Source organism: Sessilibacter sp. MAH1 (genome assembly GCF_054658315.1).
On sequence record NZ_BAAGIC010000004.1, the window covers coordinates 78471 to 97296 of the forward strand.

Below are 18826 nucleotides of genomic sequence, written 5' to 3' on the forward strand. Positions count from 1 at the left end.
TTGATCAGACAATGACTGTGACCATCAATGAAACCATGCTTTTTAGCGTTATTTAAAATAATTCACAGTATTTACAAATAACGCGAGCTGTAGCCATAAAAAGCATTTCATGTTTTAGAAAAACCCCTGAATTAATTCAGAGGTTTCTACAGCAATTTAAATAATTAACCTAATTTACGAATACCAACAGCGTGTCGTAACTCTTGCACTAATGGTTTGGCGAATTCTCGGGCTTTTTCAGCGCCTTGCAGCAAGATTTTTTCAACTTCTTGCGGTTTTGCCATTAATTCTTCGTATTTTTCACGAGCGGGAGCAATTTCTTCATCAATTAATGCACACAATTGTTTTTTAGCTTCGCCCCACGCAATGCCTTCGGCAAATTGAGCACGCATGTATTGCAATTGCTCAGCATTGGCAAATGCTTGCCACACTTGGAAAACCGTAGAAGTTTCTGGATCTTTAGGTTCACCGGGCTCAAGCAAATTGGTTTTAATTTTATTAATGTGTTTTTGCAATTTTTTAGGTGGTAAAAATAACGGAATGGTATTGCCGTAACTTTTACTCATTTTACGACCGTCTAAACCTTGTAAAACCGCAACGTGTTCATCGACCTGAGCTTCTGGCAGTACAAATTTTTCGCCGTAATGATGGTTAAATCGACCGGCAATATCACGAGCCATTTCTACGTGTTGAATTTGGTCTTTACCAACCGGAACTTTATGAGCATTAAAAATTAAAATATCTGCGGCCATTAAAATGGGGTAACTGTACAAACCCATATTAATGCCAAAATCAGGATCTTCACCCGCTTCTTCGTTTTCGGCTACCGCAGCTTTATAAGCGTGCGCGCGATTCATGAGACCCTTCGCCGTTAAACAGGTTAACAACCAACAAAGCTCTGGAATTTCGGGAATATCGGATTGCCGATAAAACACCGCTTTTTCTGGGTCTAAACCACAAGCCAGCCAGGTTGCCGCAATCTCAGCGGTCGACGAATGCACAAGATCAGGATCACCACATTTAATTAAGGCGTGATAATCGGCCAAAAAATAAAACGATAAATTGTCATCACTTTTACTGGCTTCAATTGCCGGCCGTATTGCACCTACGTAGTTGCCGAGATGTGGTGTACCTGTGGTGGTAATACCAGTAAGAATTCGTTGTTTTGTCATTGTTAGGTGTTAACTCTTGCGTTATTGCTTCGCAGCTGTTCAAATTTACGCCAATTAAGGCCTTTTCATCTGCCAATAATAACGAGTTTGAACTTAGATGGCATTGCTTAGCTGATTGGTTTACGCGCTAACGAGAAATCTTTTCGAAAAACTTCCGGTACAGCGGCCCTAAATCAGCCCAACTCAATTGCATACACAACGAATCTTGCGTTTGTTGCCTTAATTGAACAAACGTTTTTTCTGATTCCGTTGATAGCAAAGAAACGAGTTTTTCGCCAAGTTGACGAGCTTCTTGAATAGGATCGTCGATATTACTTGGATACAGGCATTCTCGCGCAAACCACTGTGGATAAGCCATGCGTGCAGGCGCAATGGGAATACAACCTAAGCGTGCGGCTTCGATCATCGCGAGGCCCTGAAAGTCGTGAATGGCCGTTGATAGAACTAGTTGCGATTGCGACAAGACCCTCTGATACTCTGCAAAATCCTCGATGTAACCCCAGCGCCCAAGTGCGTTGCTTCGCTCAAGCAACGCTTTAATCTGTTTGAATTCTTTAGGGCTGTGGCGAAAACTTGCGCCAAGTACATGGAACTTAAAATCACCCATTCGCCCCTGATCTTCCAACCATTGCAACAATAACAGCAAGCGGTCTGGACCTTTATCCCATTCCCAACGATGGTTCCAAACAACCTGCAATGGCAAACCGTTTAATACCTCGCTCTTAGCGTCACCTTCACCTATCGTCGAAGGTCGCTCGCCAACAGGAACAGGAATTACCGTGCTTTTTTGTTTTAGCTGCTCAATTAATCCCGCTGGAACACCATCGGGGAGCTTTTTGAGTAATGCTTTGGCGCCATGGAAAAAGGTTTTTTCATTAAACAACGAGTTAAACACAATGCCATTGGCGCAAAGTGCGCTGTATATAGAAGTCAGTTGGACCTCTACCAAACCTTGCTGCAACTGATTATCGGGATAGGCGAACTGATTTTCGTGAAAGTAAACAACCGTTGGAATAGTTGCCAAGTTAGGCCGAAATCCGCGTAACGCGGATAAATCAACCATTGAGGTTGCGACAATAAGATCGTAGGGCTCAGACAAGTTCGGATAATCACCCAAACCCCAAGTTAAACTGTTACCTCGTACTCGCCAGTTAAAAAAACGCCCCGCCAAAGTCTCTTGGGACCAGTTCCAGTCGGAAAAATAGTTCACCAAGCCATCGGCCCAATATTTGTGGCTGGCGCTGTGATAGGCCGACAGTAAAAGCACATTTTTCATAAGACATTTGTTGATAGGACAAATATTGATAGAAATTTGCGAAGAATCCTATCGAAAACACAGGCGCAGGTAAAAAAATAAAGAAAGGATGAAAGGTAGGAACAGAAGCCTCTGTCTAACAGACAAAGGCTTCTTTAAAAAGGTTCTAATTGAGCAGCGTTATGAATAACACTGCTCAGAGTGATTTAAGATCACAGCACTTAAGCCAGTTTGCAGCAGTAACTGCACCGCTACCTTACTGCGGCTACCGCCGTCGTCGGTAACGACATAGGTGTAACCGGGATCTAAAGATTGAATATTATCGCGCAGTTTACCCAAGGCAATGTTGCGGCTGCCGCGTACACAAACATGGCGATGCTCGATAGGCAAACGCACATCAAGCAATTGCACTTGCGGGCCAAAATCATCAATTTGATCGCGCTCGATGTACTTAAACAGAGGATTTTGCAAGAGTTCAACAAAATCTTCTTTGGACAAACGCATCAAGCTGCCTTTAGTTTGCATTTTTACGCTGGCATTGCGAGTGGTATCGCCCACTAGAGCTTCTTCACCAAAGTAACTCCCTTCGCTCAACTGTATGGTATTGCCTCCGCTCAAAGGAATTACTTGCACAGAACCAGAGGCTATAACGTAGAAATAATCGCCCGGATCGTTAGCTTCAAAGATAGACTGCCCCGCTTCAACCTCAATCTCTTCAAACTGACTGAACAATTTTTGGATGTTAGATGCCGGAATCGATGTAAATAAAGGTGATTCAAGCAATTGGCTCATCCAATCGTTGCGCTCGGTATCAAGCTCCGGAGATTGCGGAAAAACATAGGCATCTAGGTAGTTGATTTCTGAAGTAACAAATCCAGAAGTTTCTGAAGAACTCACCGCAGCAGCAGCGGCTACGGTTTCTTGGTTATTCTGTGACTCAGACTTAGTCAGAACAGCATCAACGACATGTCGGTTCAGTTCTAGAATAACCACGTCACTGGCGGCTACCGCAGATTCTTTACTGGGATTTAGTTCGTTAAGTGCGTATCTAGCTTCTTCGTGATTAAGATCGATATGACGACTTTGGAAATTAGCGTCAACTAATTTCACCTCACCATCTACCAGATAATAAAGGCTCGGCAAATCCTTACCGCGTTTGAATACAATTTTTCCCTTTGTGTATTTATCAATTTGGCTCTTGTCGCAAATTGCTTCTAGGTATTTTCGATCCAAGGTAGAAAACGGATGAAATGTACTCAATTGCTCAGGCGTTACTGCCATCGACGATGTTCCTCTACAATTTTTGATATCACATGTGTACGGGGAATTGTAGTCAAATGACAAAAAATAGAATTGATAGACTCGATTGTACTAAAGTGAGGCTATTCAAGTTTTTGGAAATTAGTGAACAAAGACCTAATTTATTTTTATCAAAAACAGTAAATTTATAACTAATAAGTATTAAAAAATAACAAACGTTCAGAAATGAGTGACTCATTCCGGCCAAGCTGTGCCTTGAATGTAAATATGCGTCAAAGATTGTCAGCTAACCGGGTAATGTCACAAGAACATCCAAAGCAAGAATCCACCCAGCACCATTCGATAGATTACGAACGGCAACATGCCAATACGTTCGATAAATGCTAAGAAGTAATGAATGCAAAGATACGCACTGATGCCCGACAACACGGTACCAATGCCTAAATCTAGCCACTCCACAGAACCGGATTCGAGCAGCTCGATGGTTTTGAACAGCGCCCCCAAAACAATGATGGGAATCGACATAAAAAACGAGAATCGCGCCGCATCTACCCGCGTAAAGCCCAAAAACAACGCGGCGGTAATGGTAATTCCTGAGCGAGAAGTTCCGGGAATTAACGCCATTGCTTGCGCAAGACCAATAACTAGAGCGGTAAAAATTCCGACTTGGTAGATATTTTTATGAAGCTCAGTGCGGCGATCGGCAAAATATAAAGCGACACCAAAGACCAACGTAGTTACCGCAATGACCAATCCCGAACGGAAATTGGTTTCAATGTAGTCGTTAAATAACAAACCAAACAGACCGGCGGGAATGGTAGCGATGATGATCATCCACGCTAGGCGACTGTCATCAGTTTGGCCGTTTGAACCAAACTGCGTACACCAAGCGCCAATCATGTTACCGACATCTTTTCTAAAGTAGGCAAGCACCGCGATGAGCGAACCAAAATGAACAGCAACATCAAACGCTAAACCTTGGTCGGGCCAACCCAAAACCTCTTTGGGAAGAATGAGATGCGCCGAGCTAGAGATCGGCAGAAATTCGGTGATACCCTGAATCAGTGCCAACAGAATGATTTGAATTAAGTCCATGGGTTAATACTTCCTTAGCCAGTAGCATTGATTTCAACCACACATTACAACCGTACATTACAACTTAGTTGCGAATACGGACTCGTTTTTCCCAAGCAACCTCATCACGCAAATAAACAGGTTCAACGGAGCCAATATCTTGTAACTCACCGTCTACAAACTTACCTTTGGCAACCGCTAGTATGTCTAAGGCACTGGCGAAAACGTCCGGCTGACACTCTGGAGCATCTTCCCGCAACTGGGCGAATGCATCTAAAGCCCAAGCTGAACCCACTAAAATTTCTTCACGCTCAATCAATTCAATAGCCGAGTCAAAACCTAAAACCGCTTCGTTTTGCTTCGCTACCACCACACCATTGTGTAACTGATATTTACCCAGGTACACCTCTGACATTCGTGCATCAAGACCCACACTGACCGTGGAAGTCACCGATGAGTTCTCTGCAAAATACGCCGCTGCCGTTGCCGCTAAAGTAGAAACCGGAATGACCGGCAACTGCGCGCCAAAGGCCAAACCCTGCACAACGCTCATGCAAATTCGCACACCGGTAAAAGAACCGGGGCCTTGTCCAAATGCAATAGCATCGAGATCAGTAAGGGCGAGCCCTGATTCTGCAAGAACTTCATCGATTAAGGGCAAAAATAACTTCGCGTGTTGGCGAGCTTCGGTTCGGATTTGAGAGTACAGACGGTCTTCATTGCACAGAGCGACACTGCAAGATTCACCTGAGGATTCGAGACTGAGAATTTTCAAGGGGATATAACGCTTTGATTGGTAAAGGTCTTAGATTAGCGACCTAAGCTCGGTTAGGCAATTTGAATTGTACCGAACAACCTAAAACCCAAACCTAGAAGCACTTTTTGTAGAAAATCTAATCGATTAAAGCTATTCAAAAACCCTGAATGGCTTCCATACTCACAGATATGCGTTCAAACCTACAAAAAACACACGCACAGCTAACGCAATAACATTCCAAGATTCCTACTGCCGTGAATTTGCAGGCTATTGTGAATTTAAGGCCGTAAAACGCAAAAAACGCCACTAGGGCGTTTTTTGTAGGACCAGTATTGCCAGCGGTGACTTATTTCAACGCCGCAAACACTTTTTGTTTGATTTCAGCAACATCACCAACGCCTTCAACGCGCGTGAAAACAGGTGCAGGATCATCACCTTGTGCTTCTAGATTGCTGTAGAAGGCAACCAAAGGCTCGGTTTGCTCATGGTAAACAGACAAACGTTTACGAACGGTTTCTTCGGTGTCATCGGCGCGTTGAATCAAAGGCTCACCGGTTTCGTCGTCTAAGCCTTCGGTTTTAGGTGGGTTGTAAACCACGTGATAAACACGGCCAGAACCTTCGTGAACACGACGACCACTTAAGCGAGATACGATCTCTTCGTCGTCAACGTGAATTTCCATCACGTGATCGATGGTAACGCCACCGTCAAGCAAGGCTTCTGCTTGTGGAATGGTGCGTGGAAAACCGTCGAACAAAAAGCCGTTTGCACAGTCTTCTTGGGTAATACGCTCTTTAACCAAGCTGATGATGATTTCATCAGAAACCAGACCGCCGGAAGCCATGATGTCTTTAACTTGTAAACCAAGTGGAGATTCAGCCTTAACTGCAGCTCGCAGCATGTCACCGGTAGAAATCTGAGGGATAGAAAACTCTTCCATGATCAGTTGGGCTTGAGTGCCTTTACCGGCACCTGGCGCGCCGAGAAGAATGATCCGCATAGTAGCTCCTGTAATCTCTGATTTTTTATAAATGTCGTAATAGAATTCTGCTGCGAATTTTTGACACACAGGATGTGATGCCGATCGCTTTTGGCCGGTACCTTACACGCGCACAAGCTTTATCTCAAGTTACCAAATGGTCTACCTTCAAAAGTTGGTCTAAAATCGTCGCGATTTTGACTTAATTACAATTGCTGAATTTTGCGAACAGTTTTTTGAAATTTAACGAAATTTGGCGTTCTAATTAGCTTTTATCGAATTAATTACTCTTCAATTAGCTTCATACTGTCTAAAAAGACGGTATTTAAAGAGCCAAAGGATTTAATCAATCGCGTTTACAGATAAACAATAGGAGCCTCTGATTAACTCATCCGTGATTCAATCAGGGTTTCCAATACTTATTAAAACTACCGTTTGCTTTTGAGCAAATTATCAACACACTCCTGTACCCAGTCCATAAACTTTTGCGTTCGCACCGACAATAATCGCCTTGATGGATACACAAACGACAAAGGCATATCCTGCGCTCCGTATCTATCTAACACCTGCAACAACTCGCCATTTTCGAGAAATTCACGCACGCCTACTTCGGGAAATTGAGCGATGCCTAAACCAGCGAGGCAGGCGCTTAAGTAGGCATCGGTACCAGCCACGGTTATGCGATTTGGCATGGTAAGGTAATTAACTTGCCCATCAATGACGTATTCGAATTCAGAGCGCGTTGATGTCATGTCGGGCGAGTAATCGATCAGATAATGCCGACTCAACTCGTCAAGAGAACGGGGTTCACCGTAGGTTTCTCGATAACTTGGACTGATACAATTGACGAATCGATAGGTAGCAATAGGTCGTGCCACGAGATCACTATCGATAAGATTTCCACCACGAATTACGCAGTCGAAACCTTCTTTCACCAGATTAACGCGGTAGTCGGCACAGCTGATTTTTATCTGTGTACTGGGATAACGCGAAAACCAGTCTGGAAGATTGGGCAATACCACGGTTGAAGCAAATCGACTCGGCATATCCACCTTTAAGGTGCCACTGAGTTCACCACTTTGCGCCTGAAAATGACTTTCGAGCGCGTCCACTTCGGCAAGAATATCTTTGACTTTATGCAGGTACTGACTGCCATCTTCGGTAAGCGTTACGTTGCGTGTGCTGCGATGAAATAATCGCGTATTAAGTGACTTCTCCAACAACCTAATCGCAGACGAAATACTCGACTTGGGCAACCCCAAAATGTCCGCAGCTTGGGTAAAACTGCGCGTTTGCGCAACCACCACAAAACGTTGCATTGCTAAAAATTTATCCACAATATTGTTCTCTAAAAGCAAACAGTACATATCTTTTTAGTGTGTTTATCCGAACAACACAAGTGCTTAATCTGAGCGCCGTTATCGATAAATACTTCTTTTGTTGGAGATCAGTTAATGAAAACTCAAAAAATAGCGGTAATTACCGGCGGCAGCAGAGGTTTAGGAAGAAGCATGGTCACGGCACTTGCCGAGAAAGGTATTAACGTGGTGTTCACCTACCATACCAATGCGCAAGCCGCCCAAGACGTTATCAATACGGTGAAGAATTGGACCGATGTTAAAGCGGTAGCATTACCTTTGAACGTTGAAAACACTGCTTCATTTACAGACTTTGAGCAGTCTTTGCGCTCGGTATTGGATGCAGAATTTAAGCGTTCGAGCTTCGATTTTTTGGTCAATAACGCGGGCGTTGGCATAAACAAGCCCATTGAACAATTGACCGAAGTGGATTTTGACCGAATGGTCTCTATACATGCCAAGGCGCCCTATTTTCTCACCAACACACTGCTTGATCTTATTGAAGACGAAGGTCGCATCATCAATATTTCTTCGGGGTTAACGCGCTTCGCACTGCCCGGATTCAGCGCTTACGCCATGATGAAAAGCGCTATTGAAGTGTTTACGCGCTATCTAGCGCTAGAGCTTAAAGACAGAAGAATTCGCGTTAATACCGTGGCGCCCGGCGCTATTGAAACCGATTTTGGTGACGGGCTGGTTAGAGACAACCAACCGCTTAATGAACACATCGCTGGCCAAACAGCGCTGGGCAGAGTCGGCCAAGCGGATGACATTGGTGGTGTGATAAGTACTTTGTTAAGTAAAGAGAGCGGCTGGATTAACGGCCAGAGAATCGAAGTCTCTGGCGGAATTCATCTTTAACGCTGAACAATACCAACCTTATTATCGAAATCTACAGGAAACTCTGATTAACCTAGAGTTTCTCGCGACACAAGGGTGTACCGCCAATTTCAAGAAGGGTAAGTGATTGAAATTGGGAAGAAATTGGAAATCGCATTGTCAATTTCTGTCCTCTGATTAAATCATGGATGAGTTAATCAGAGGTTCCTATCGTCGAGATTTCTCGGCGAGTTTCACGGCTTCCCAAGCGGCATCCAGTTGCTCGTCACTGGCGTCGTTAAACGCGATGCCAGATTCTAACAATACCGACTCCATACCTTTGACTCGCCGCTCAAATTTGCGATTGTTTTCACGTAGGCAACCCTCGGCATCGATCCCTAGATAGCGCGATAGATTAACAGTCATAAACATCAAATCACCCAACTCTTCGCGCACATGAGGATCGACCTTGGCGGCCTGCTCGCTTCCGGCGGCATGAATGGCTTCTTTGATTTCTGCGACCTCTTCATCGATCTTATCGAGCACACCTTGAAGCGAGCGCCAATCCCATCCGGCTCTTGCCACTCTTTTTTGCAGCTTTTCGGCACGCGTTAACGACGGTAACCCCACGGGTACGTCGTCCAGAATTCCGCCTTGGCCTTTTTGCTTGCGCTCATCGGCTTTGATTTGCTCCCAATTGGTTTTTACAGCGCTGTCAGACTTGTCCTGGGGATCTATTGAGCCATGCAGATTCCCCTCGGGAAATACGTGCGGATGACGTCGAACCAGCTTGGTAACAATGTTATCGACGATGACATCGAAATCGAACAGATCTCGCTCTTTAGCGAGCTGACTGTAGAAGATCACCTGAAACAGCAGATCACCCAGCTCTTCCGAAAGATGCTTGAGGTCGCCGCGCTCGATAGTGTCGGCAACTTCGTAAGCTTCTTCTATGGTGGAGTTGGTGATGGTATGAAAATCTTGCTTTAAATCCCAAGGGCAGCCTGAATCTGGATCTCTCAACCTAGCCATCAAATACTTCAAATCATCAATACTGTGCATGTTGATTCCCAAATTAAATGCGCGGAGTTTGTGAAATAGCCATATCCTACAACATTGAAGAATCCGTGACTAAATCAGCCTTGCTGGTATCGAGTGACCTTTAAGCCGTTGCAAAATAACGAACAGAGGTAAAAGTGAGAACCTATTCGAGCTTTCCTGTGGAGCAAAAGCTCGAATAGGTTGAGATGCGAGAACTTGGTAAATAAGTTCTGATGAATTTGCAGAAACGCTAGTGTGTTGTCGAATCTTTGGCGATTTTACGTCGCGCAGAGGCAATGTTGGGTAACTGATTAACACGTGCCAATACTCGACTTAACTCTTCGAAGCTTCGAATCTCAATGGTAATTTCCATATCCACCGTGTTTGAGTTCTTGTCAGACAAGGTTCGCATGGCGCTGACGTTGATTCTTAAGTTATCCAACAACACCGTAATATCACGCAGCAATCCGTGACGGTCGAAGGCTTCTAGGATGATGTCCACAGAGTACATCTGCTGTGGTGCTTCACCCCAATCAACCTTGATGATGCGCTCGGGTTCTTCACCGCTGAGATACAAGATGTTTTCGCAATCTTGTCTGTGCACCGCCACACCACGACTCTTGGTAATGTAACCAACAATGGCGTCACCCGGAACGGGATGACAACACGCAGCGATAGTTGTGAGTAGGTTACCAACACCATCAATGTACAGATCTTTGCCAACATCTGAAGACGCTTTTGAGGTTAGCGACAACACCGGTACGTCGGGCTGCTGAATTCCAGACAGTTTTTGTGCAGCATTAAGAACTTGATGTACACCAAGATCACTAGCCCCCACCGCTGCGTACAAATCTTCCAGCGAGTTTAGATTCATATTCCGCGCAAGACGCTCAAAATCCAAATCTTGAATCGCCATACGACGAAACTCTCGATCCAACATAACACGGCCGTCGGCGATATTTTGATCGCGCGCCTGCATTTTAAACCACTGCTGTACTCGGCCACGGGCACGAGAAGTGCGCAAATAGCCAAGGTCTGGCGACAACCAATCACGGCTGGGTGACTCGCGTTTTCCGGTAAGCACTTCAACTTGGTCAGATGTTTTCAGCTGATAATTGAGCGGCACAATTCGGCCGTTAACCTTAGCGCCCGAACAGCGGTGACCAATATCGGTATGGATTTGATAAGCAAAATCCAGCGGCGTTGCACCCTGTGGCAAATCGATAATGTGACCTTCGGGTGTGAAGACATAAATACGATCTTGCTCAATACCATGGCTGAGGTGATCTTCCAGCGGATTACCGCCGCCAACCTCATCGTGCCATTCCAGAACTTGGCGCAACCATGCGATCTTCGCCTCGTAGCTGTCGCTCTTGGTATCACGGTCGGCACCTTTATAGAGCCAGTGAGCACATACACCAAATTCTGCTTCTTCGTGCATAGAATCGGTTCGAATCTGTACTTCTAAGACCTTTTGTTGCGGCCCAATCACAGCGGTGTGCAACGAGCGATAACCGTTCTCTTTTGGTGATGCGATGTAATCGTCAAACTCATTGGGAATGTTGCGCCAAAGCGAGTGAACAATGCCCAATACCGCATAGCAGTCGCGCACGGTCGGCACCAAGATACGCACGGCGCGAATATCATAAACCTGTGAGAAGCCAATTTCTTTGCGTCGCATTTTTCGCCAAATACTGTAGATGTGTTTGGCTCGACCCATGACCTTGGCTTTAATTTTTGCAGCACCCAACTCGGTCTCAAGAGTCTCAATAACGCGATCAATAAAACCTTGCCGATCCAGGCGTTTTTCGTCCAACAATTTAGCGATACGCTTGTATTCAGCCGCGTGAAGATAGCGGAAGGCTAAATCCTCTAGCTCCCACTTGATGTGACCGATACCCAGCCTGTGTGCCAGCGGCGCGTAGACTTCAGAAACCTCGCGCGCAACTCTCATGCGTTTGTCTTGAGGAGCATTCTTTAAGGTACGAATAACGATGGTTCGCTCGGCCAGCTTGATGAGTGCAACACGCACATCATCAACGATGGCAACAAGCATCTTACGCACCTTTTCGGTTTGTTCTTTCGATTGACGACCAAAGACTTCGCCACCGGTGTCATTGCGCATACCGGTAATGGCTGCCATACCGATCACACCACGAATCAGTTTAACGACCTCTTTCCCGAAGTCGTCTTCGATGGCATCTAAATTGACCTTTTGTTCACGAACAGCGCGATACAGCATTGCGGCGATAAGCGATGATGAATCGAGTTTAAGGTCAGAGAGAATTTCAACCATTTCGACACCAACCGACAGACAAGACTGGCGCCACGGATGATCTTCCGGGCCATTGTCATCGGCATGTTTTACAGTGTGAATAGCTTGAATGAGCTTACCTCGGCCGAGGTCGCCCAGAGCGATGGTGTGATCTATATGATCAACCCAAGATTTAATATCGAGTTCACCCCCTTCATTTAAGGGCAAATCGGCGCGAACTTTAACCATGTGTAGCCTTTTCAATCAAAAATGGACTGCATGTCCTAGACGATACGCAGTTTGTGTTGCAGCGCGTGAGCGCTCTAACCCAAACCAACACGCCGGTTTTATTTCCCTTGCTAACCACGCTTTTATTATAGTTTTCGTGCTTCTATCGTTCGTTATATTTGTGTCGAATTCACTAAAGTTCAAGCCAACACAAAACTGGCCATAACTTCGCTGTGATGAGTATGTGTGAACATATCAATCAACCCAAATTTGTCGAGTTTGTAGCCGTGATCGAGTAAATAAGCTGCATCACGAACAAACGTCACTGGATTACAGGACACGTAGACCAACACCGGGACTTTGAGTTTCTCGATCAGTGGCAGAATTTCTTTTGCCCCCGATCTGGGCGGGTCGAGTAAAACCCCCTGAATATCAATCGAAACCCAAGCTCGCTGAGCTTGATTATCTTGTAAATTTTCCGCGACAAAAGACGCATTTTCTATACCAGACTTGATGGCATTGGCCCGCGCCTTCTCCACCATGGAGTCTGATAATTCCACTCCGGTAACCGCCCCAAAGATACGCGCTAACGCTAAAGAAAAGTTACCAATGCCACAAAATAGATCAAGCACATGAGCGATCTTGGGATTTGGAACATAAGAAGCGAGTAGATTTACCGCTTGATGCACCATTTTTGAGTTAAGAGATTGATTCGCCTGAATAAAGTCTGGTGGCGAAAAGTCGAGCGATAATTCGAGATGATCAAGGCTCAGCAGATAAGAAGGCGATGTATCTGGGTCACCCTCTGCTGAGATAACAGGATTAAAATACGTGATTTTGGACTTTCGACTAAGCCAGACATCGACTAAATGGCTTTCTTGATTCAGAAGTTCGTGCAAACGCTTAAGTATTGATTCATCAACATTGGCATTGAGTGTCAACACCACGGCACAACGTTCTTTTGTTTCAAGAAGATCAACTTGGTCGATACGGTGGATGATCTTATTGCTAGCCAGCCATTGTTGCAGCAGAGTCTGGCTGCGCTGATTGCCAAGACTAAGCACAGGACAACATTCGATAGCAACAACTGACTTACCTTCGCTCTCGCGAAAGCCCAAGACTCGTTCGCCAGACGCATTATTCCAAGCTGCCAATTTGGCTCGGTAGCGATAGCCGCGCTCAGACTGCATTAAAGGTGGTAGAACTTGGCTGGGTTCACAGCGCGCGAATTTCGCCAGTGACTCCAAAACCAGTTGTTGCTTTAACTCGATTTGTCGATCTTGAGAAAGATATTGCCAATCGCAACCACCACACTGGCCAAAGTGCTGGCAGAAGGGCTCAACACGTTCGGGTGACAATTCTAAAATGGATTCGGTCTCGGCGTGCAGAACATTGCGATCGGCTCGAACAAATCGAACTCTCGCTCGCTCGCCCAGATAAGCGCCGCGAATGAATACGGTCTTACCTTCAAAATAGGCAATGCCGCGACCTTCGTTGGTAAGACCTTCCACCAAAAGCTCAGTTTTTTTGGGCAATTTGGCCTTATTAGATTTTGACGGCTGAAAAATTCTTGCCAAGGAGAATACTCATAACGTGTAACACAAAATTGACGTCAGACGGCCTAACGTCTCGACAATGCTTCTTATTAGTCTTGCTTAAAAACACCGGAAGACAAATACCGATCACCGCGATCGCAGATGATTGCAACAATAACCGCGTTCTCAACTTCCTGACTGATACGCAGTGCACCAGCAACCGCACCGCCGGAGGATACACCGCAGAAAATTCCTTCCTGACGAGCCAAAGCACGCATGGTTTGCTCAGCTTCAATCTGGCCCATATTGATGATGCGATCGACACGGGTCTCATCAAAGATAGTGGGAAGATACTCTTTCGGCCACCGACGAATACCCGGAATAGCCGCGCCCTCTTCTGGCTGCAAACCAATTATTTCTACGGCTGGATTCTGCTCTTTTAAATACCGAGAGGTGCCCATGATGGTTCCAGTGGTGCCCATGGAACTCACAAAATGCGTGATGGTTCCCTGGGTTTGAGTCCAGATTTCAGGGCCAGTACCTTCGTAGTGAGCCAAGGGATTATCGGAGTTACCAAACTGATCGAGCACCTTGCCTTTACCCTCAGCTTGCATTGCCAAGGCTAGGTCGCGAGCACCTTCCATACCCTGCTCTTTGGTAACAAGGATCAACTCGGCGCCGTAGGCGGTCATTGCATCTTTACGCTCTTGGGTGGCGTTATCGGGCATAATTAGGATAATGTTAATACCTTTAATTGCCGCCGCCATAGCAAGGGCAATACCGGTATTACCGCTGGTAGCTTCGATAAGTGTATCGCCGGGTTTGATGTCCCCACGTGCAATTGCTCTAGAAATCATCGAGAGCGCAGGTCGATCTTTAACCGAACCCGCAGGGTTATTTCCCTCAAGCTTTACCAAAATGGTATTAGATGTATTGCCCGGTAACCGCTGTAATTTCACCAGCGGTGTATGACCAATACAGGTTTCGATCGTCGGAAAATGAATCATTAACTGGCACCCAAACAGAACTGCTTTCTAAGCTAATTTTGAATACGCAAGAATGCGTAAATTATAAAATCCTAAAATAGCCATTCTATCAAAAAGATCAGATCAGAGCTTTTGAAAATTTTCGAACCGATCAAGCGAGAGCATCACTGCATTTATACAGCTGATGTACTGCTTTATGGTGGTATAGAGTCTTGGTGAAAGCTTTTGCTAATTTATAAAAATATCGACCGATTAAAGAGCAATAATCAACCAATTCAACGCTCTATTAGTGCTAAAAAACGGACTCAAAAGTAAAAGAAAATCTAATAGCTAAAGATTTGAAAGGAATGAAATAAATCATGGTCAAGTTTGGTTTACAATCACCTCATTCCAGAAAAAAACTTACCCGTAGCTATATGTACTTCAGACAAGTCCAAAATTTATTGAGAAAACTCACCCTCATACCCATCTTTTTCACCGCGTTGGTTTTGGGTGTCACCTTGGCGACCTTTTACTTTTACGAAACGAGTAAAACGGCAAAAGATCAAGCGCAGAACCTAGCATCAATCAGTGCCGAGTTGAGCAGTCCTTACATTGATCGAAGACTCGCTGACCGATTGCAACACGCTCTAGCTGCCATCATTCAACACGAACAAGTTAGAAGTATTCGAATTTTAGACATCGATAAAAATATTATTACCCACATAGGGCCGCGATACTTAGAAAAATTTCCTACCGAAGAATGGCTGACACGCTCGGTCAACAGTGCGCCAATACAGTCCAGTATTCTCAGAATATCGCATCCCATTTTTTCGAGAAATCAGGGCGAAATTATCGGCTGGACCGACATCGCTTTTGACACCAGTGCCTCGCGTTATTTATACATTGAAATGATCTTAGCGATTTTAATCATTTGCTTAATCTCGCCGGCCTTAATTGCTCTGTTCTTGCAAAATAGAGTCAGTAAATTAAAACCTGATTTAGAAAGTATTGAAGAAAAAATTCAAGCCATTATTCACGGCGATTATCAGTATTGCATTCATTTACAGCCGAATAATGCCTTAGCACCCTTAGCTGAAGACTTAAACGCAATTTCAGAATCGGCGGCACACGCCAAGACCGAGCTGGTTAACAATTTAGAAAGCTCACTTGCAGAACTGCAAGAGACCATGGAAACCATTGAAATTCAGAATATTGAATTGGATATTGCGCGCAAAAAAGCCTTGGAAGCGAACGAAGTAAAATCAGAGTTTTTAGCCAATGCAAGCCACGAATTCAGAACTCCGCTCAACGGTATTATTGGCTTTACTCAACTGATGTTAAAAAGCGATGTGAGCGAATCGCAGCTCGAATACTTACGTACCATCGAGTCTTCAGCTCAAGGTTTGTTAACCATTATCAACGATATTTTAGACATCTCTCATATTGAAGCGGGCACCGTTAAACTGGATTACATTCCCACCCGACTTGATAAGGTTATCGAAGAAACTTTGCAAATTTTAGCGCCTACGGCATTTGCAGCGGGAAAAGAATTAAATTATTGGTTAGACACCAAATTACCAATGCGCGTTATTAGCGATCCCTTAAGAATTAAGCAAATTCTGACAAATCTTCTCAATAGTGCTATTGAGCATTCCAGTTCATCGGGTATTTTTTTAAAGGTGTCCCACGATACAGCCTTAGATAATCGAACCATGGGAACTGACGTTTATGGTTATCTATTTGAAATTGCAGGCTTCGAAAATCCATTAAATCTAGATACCGAGTCAGCATTACGTGCATTCTCTAAGTTAGATGCAGGCTCTACACGCAGTAATGAAAACGGTTTAGGACTTGCCATATCAAAAGGTTTAATTAACGCCCTTGGCGGCAGTTTAGGTTACAGCAACGATGCCTCAAAACCTGTTCTGTATTTCTCCATTCCGTTAAATGAAGGTCAGGATGAGTCAGACTCACCTAAAAAAGCGTTAAATGGAATCTCGGTAACCTTGTGCACCGAAAATGAAGCTTTATCTCTTCAACTTCGGCAAATATTCAGCGACTGGAAAATTAATTTAACTGAGGTTTCTAAAGCTGCAAACATTATTCAAACCCTCGATAAATTACAAAGCCAAAACCGCGTCCAACAGCTGCTTATTATTGATATTCCGGTAGATTCGTCCAAAGTTAAACGCCTGAAAAAACTTGAGCAGACTCTATATCAAGTTAACCATCAGTTCCGATGCAAATCGATTTTGGTTACCACACCCAATCATCAAAAAGAATTATCCAATATTCAAATCCATAATTCGGTGGTGTTTGTAAATAAACCGCTCATTAAAGATCGCCTTTACAAAATCATGTGCGACCATTTAAATATCAATAAACACTCCGTAATAAAACCTGCTGCCGATTTTTTAAAACAAGGTAGAAAACTCAAAATATTAGCTGTTGATGATAACCCTGCGAACCTTATGTTGGTGAAAGAATTCCTAACCAACATGGGAGTAGATGTAAGCACAGCCGATACAGGACAAGATGCTATTGATGCTTGCGGCAGCAAAAATTTTGACCTGATTTTTATGGACATACAAATGCCTAAAATTGATGGCATTACCGCAACGCAAAAAATCAGAGAAAAACAACCAAGTGGACAACGAACACCCATTGTTGCATTAACGGCACATGCGGTGAATGATCGCAAATCTGAATTATTACTAGCTGGACTGGACGATTATTTAAGTAAACCTATTACTCAAGAACAGCTTTCGCACGTAATTCAACGCTGGTGTCAACACGCCGATTTAAAAGTCCAAGAACCACTAAAAACAGGCACAGTTACCCCCATAACAGATGCTACCAAGCGCATAGCAAAACAAAACGTTGGCGATGACGGCATTATTCCCGTTGAAGTTTCTAAATTAAAATCCGCCGAGAAAATCTCAGCTCAAGAGCCATTACCCGTAACAAAAAATCTGGGCAAAAAAGTACTCGAAAAGCCCGTCGACATAGATCAGTGCATTGCTTTATGTAACAACAACACACGTCTCGCCAAAGATATGTTGGCACTATTATTAAATTCTTTAGACGATAATAAATCGGCCATTTTAAAAGCATTAGAATCAGAAGATTATGACGCACTGCAAGAGATTGTGCATAAACTTCGGGGCGGCACGAGCTACACCGGCGTACACAAACTAAAACATATCAGCACCGAATTTGATAAGGCTTTAGTGAATGGAGAAACCGAACAAGTACCCGAATTTTCTAAATCATTATTATTCGCCATCGACGAACTTATCGATTGGCAAGAAGAATACGACTTAGATGTAATGTTTGAAGAATAATTACTTATTTTGTAATCGACCGAGCATTTGCCCGTAGATTTTTCGACTGTTTAAAGGCTTATCACCAAGAAGATAATCGATCATTATTCGATTAATAATTTTCGCGGTTTTTCTGGTACCTTCTCTTTGCAGACCGAATTTAGATAGCTCGACAAGATGAGGGCCCGAAAACAATAGAGACTGGCCCCCAGCTTGTCGATTTCTGAAAGTACTTTCTGATAGAAAATCGTCTTCCGTAATAAAACCACGCTCGGGCAAAAGTACGTAATTTGTATCAATATTGAAAATACATTCGGAGTGATCGGTGGTCGTAAAACCAATCTCGTACCCAAGATGTTTTATCAATGCCGACTCAAAACTTCTGAGTACAATTTCTTCCTCAGAACGTGAAGGGTTTTGTCCAAGAGTATTTATGGTAAGAAGATACTGACCAAACAATTCAATGGAGTTTTCAGCAACAGGTAATAGTTTTAATAATAATTCGTTGAGATAACAGGCACTGTAAAAAATAAGCCCTTTAAGGTGAACTGAATTTCCGCTGGATTCAATTGAAATCAATTGTTTCAATTCAGACTGCCCTTGCCAAGAAATACTCAACGGCATAAAGGGCTGATACAAAGAAAGATAACCTTTAAAGCTTAACGCTTTTTTGGCGACCGCAGAAACCTTTCCATAGTTAGGGCAAAAAAAATCCACTATGAGTCCGTTTTCTCGGTATTTTTGAGTTCGTAAAATAAAGGCAGGATTTAAAAAATTAACAGCCATCTGAGCGCCACAATCGC

General features: G+C 44.1%; 14 protein-coding genes. 2 read left to right on the top strand and 12 right to left on the bottom strand.

Features of this window, described 5'->3' with window-relative positions; all coding sequences use genetic code 11:
• Positions 1–164: 164 nt before the first annotated feature.
• The 7 genes from ACYQ28_RS05390 to ACYQ28_RS05420 form a co-directional block, all read right to left on the bottom strand.
• A complete protein-coding gene (locus ACYQ28_RS05390) occupies positions 165–1172 on the bottom strand; it encodes a tryptophan--tRNA ligase (protein WP_460048619.1) in 1008 nt (335 codons plus the stop codon).
• 127 nt (positions 1173–1299) lie between these two features.
• The gene (locus ACYQ28_RS05395) at positions 1300–2448 is read right to left on the bottom strand and encodes a tRNA-queuosine alpha-mannosyltransferase domain-containing protein (RefSeq protein WP_460048620.1); all 1149 of its coding nucleotides are present in this window, start codon (positions 2446–2448) and stop codon (positions 1300–1302) included.
• A gap of 159 nt (positions 2449–2607) precedes the next feature.
• Positions 2608–3708, bottom strand: a complete 1101-nt coding sequence (locus ACYQ28_RS05400; RefSeq protein ID WP_460048622.1) for a cyclic nucleotide-binding domain-containing protein — start codon at positions 3706–3708, stop codon at positions 2608–2610.
• Positions 3709–3987: 279 nt separating this feature from the next.
• Positions 3988–4782 (bottom strand): undecaprenyl-diphosphate phosphatase, encoded by a 795-nt coding sequence (locus tag ACYQ28_RS05405; protein WP_460048623.1) that lies wholly within the window; start codon positions 4780–4782, stop codon positions 3988–3990.
• A gap of 64 nt (positions 4783–4846) precedes the next feature.
• Positions 4847–5536 carry a tRNA (adenosine(37)-N6)-threonylcarbamoyltransferase complex dimerization subunit type 1 TsaB gene (gene tsaB, locus ACYQ28_RS05410; RefSeq protein ID WP_460048624.1) on the bottom strand — a complete coding sequence of 230 codons (690 nt, stop codon included), beginning with the start codon at positions 5534–5536 and terminating at the stop codon, positions 4847–4849.
• Positions 5537–5864: 328 nt separating this feature from the next.
• Positions 5865–6518 (bottom strand): adenylate kinase, encoded by a 654-nt coding sequence (gene adk, locus ACYQ28_RS05415; protein ID WP_460048626.1) that lies wholly within the window; start codon positions 6516–6518, stop codon positions 5865–5867.
• A 407-nt stretch (positions 6519–6925) separates the two neighbouring features.
• Positions 6926–7834 carry a LysR family transcriptional regulator gene (locus tag ACYQ28_RS05420; RefSeq protein WP_460048627.1) on the bottom strand — a complete coding sequence of 303 codons (909 nt, stop codon included), beginning with the start codon at positions 7832–7834 and terminating at the stop codon, positions 6926–6928.
• A 117-nt stretch (positions 7835–7951) separates the two neighbouring features.
• On the opposite strand from ACYQ28_RS05420, the gene ACYQ28_RS05425 reads away from it, so the two are divergent.
• Entirely contained in the window at positions 7952–8716 is a 765-nt protein-coding gene (locus ACYQ28_RS05425) for an SDR family oxidoreductase (RefSeq protein ID WP_460048628.1), read from the top strand.
• Between the two features lie 186 nt (positions 8717–8902).
• Here ACYQ28_RS05425 and mazG read toward each other — a convergent pair whose 3' ends face one another.
• From mazG to cysM, 4 genes are all read right to left on the bottom strand, one after another.
• The gene (gene mazG / locus ACYQ28_RS05430) at positions 8903–9736 is read right to left on the bottom strand and encodes a nucleoside triphosphate pyrophosphohydrolase (RefSeq protein WP_460048630.1); all 834 of its coding nucleotides are present in this window, start codon (positions 9734–9736) and stop codon (positions 8903–8905) included.
• Between the two features lie 229 nt (positions 9737–9965).
• Positions 9966–12218, bottom strand: coding sequence for a GTP diphosphokinase (gene relA, locus ACYQ28_RS05435; protein ID WP_460048631.1), 2253 nt, complete (start codon positions 12216–12218; stop codon positions 9966–9968).
• 179 nt (positions 12219–12397) lie between these two features.
• A complete protein-coding gene (gene rlmD, locus ACYQ28_RS05440) occupies positions 12398–13774 on the bottom strand; it encodes a 23S rRNA (uracil(1939)-C(5))-methyltransferase RlmD (protein WP_460164694.1) in 1377 nt (458 codons plus the stop codon).
• Positions 13775–13842: 68 nt separating this feature from the next.
• Positions 13843–14736: a cysteine synthase CysM gene (cysM, locus tag ACYQ28_RS05445; protein ID WP_460048935.1), complete on the bottom strand. Its 894-nt coding sequence runs from the start codon at positions 14734–14736 to the stop codon at positions 13843–13845.
• Positions 14737–15161: 425 nt separating this feature from the next.
• On the opposite strand from cysM, the gene ACYQ28_RS05450 reads away from it, so the two are divergent.
• Positions 15162–18044: a response regulator gene (locus ACYQ28_RS05450; protein ID WP_460164695.1), complete on the top strand. Its 2883-nt coding sequence runs from the start codon at positions 15162–15164 to the stop codon at positions 18042–18044.
• Here ACYQ28_RS05450 and recO read toward each other — a convergent pair whose 3' ends face one another.
• Positions 18045–18809, bottom strand: a complete 765-nt coding sequence (gene recO, locus ACYQ28_RS05455) for a DNA repair protein RecO (protein ID WP_460048636.1) — start codon at positions 18807–18809, stop codon at positions 18045–18047.
• Positions 18810–18826: the final 17 nt, after the last annotated feature.

Bases quoted from the DNA above. Each gene is read 5' to 3' on its own strand.
- ACYQ28_RS05390 (WP_460048619.1), bottom strand. From the start codon at position 1,172: ATGACAAAACAACGAATTCTTACTGGTATTACCACCACAGGTACACCA.
- ACYQ28_RS05395 (WP_460048620.1), bottom strand. From the start codon at position 2,448: ATGAAAAATGTGCTTTTACTGTCGGCCTATCACAGCGCCAGCCACAAA.
- ACYQ28_RS05400 (WP_460048622.1), bottom strand. From the start codon at position 3,708: ATGGCAGTAACGCCTGAGCAATTGAGTACATTTCATCCGTTTTCTACC.
- ACYQ28_RS05405 (WP_460048623.1), bottom strand. From the start codon at position 4,782: ATGGACTTAATTCAAATCATTCTGTTGGCACTGATTCAGGGTATCACC.
- adk (WP_460048626.1), bottom strand. From the start codon at position 6,518: ATGCGGATCATTCTTCTCGGCGCGCCAGGTGCCGGTAAAGGCACTCAA.
- ACYQ28_RS05425 (WP_460048628.1), top strand. From the start codon at position 7,952: ATGAAAACTCAAAAAATAGCGGTAATTACCGGCGGCAGCAGAGGTTTA.
- mazG (WP_460048630.1), bottom strand. From the start codon at position 9,736: ATGCACAGTATTGATGATTTGAAGTATTTGATGGCTAGGTTGAGAGAT.
- relA (WP_460048631.1), bottom strand. From the start codon at position 12,218: ATGGTTAAAGTTCGCGCCGATTTGCCCTTAAATGAAGGGGGTGAACTC.
- recO (WP_460048636.1), bottom strand. From the start codon at position 18,809: ATGGCTGTTAATTTTTTAAATCCTGCCTTTATTTTACGAACTCAAAAA.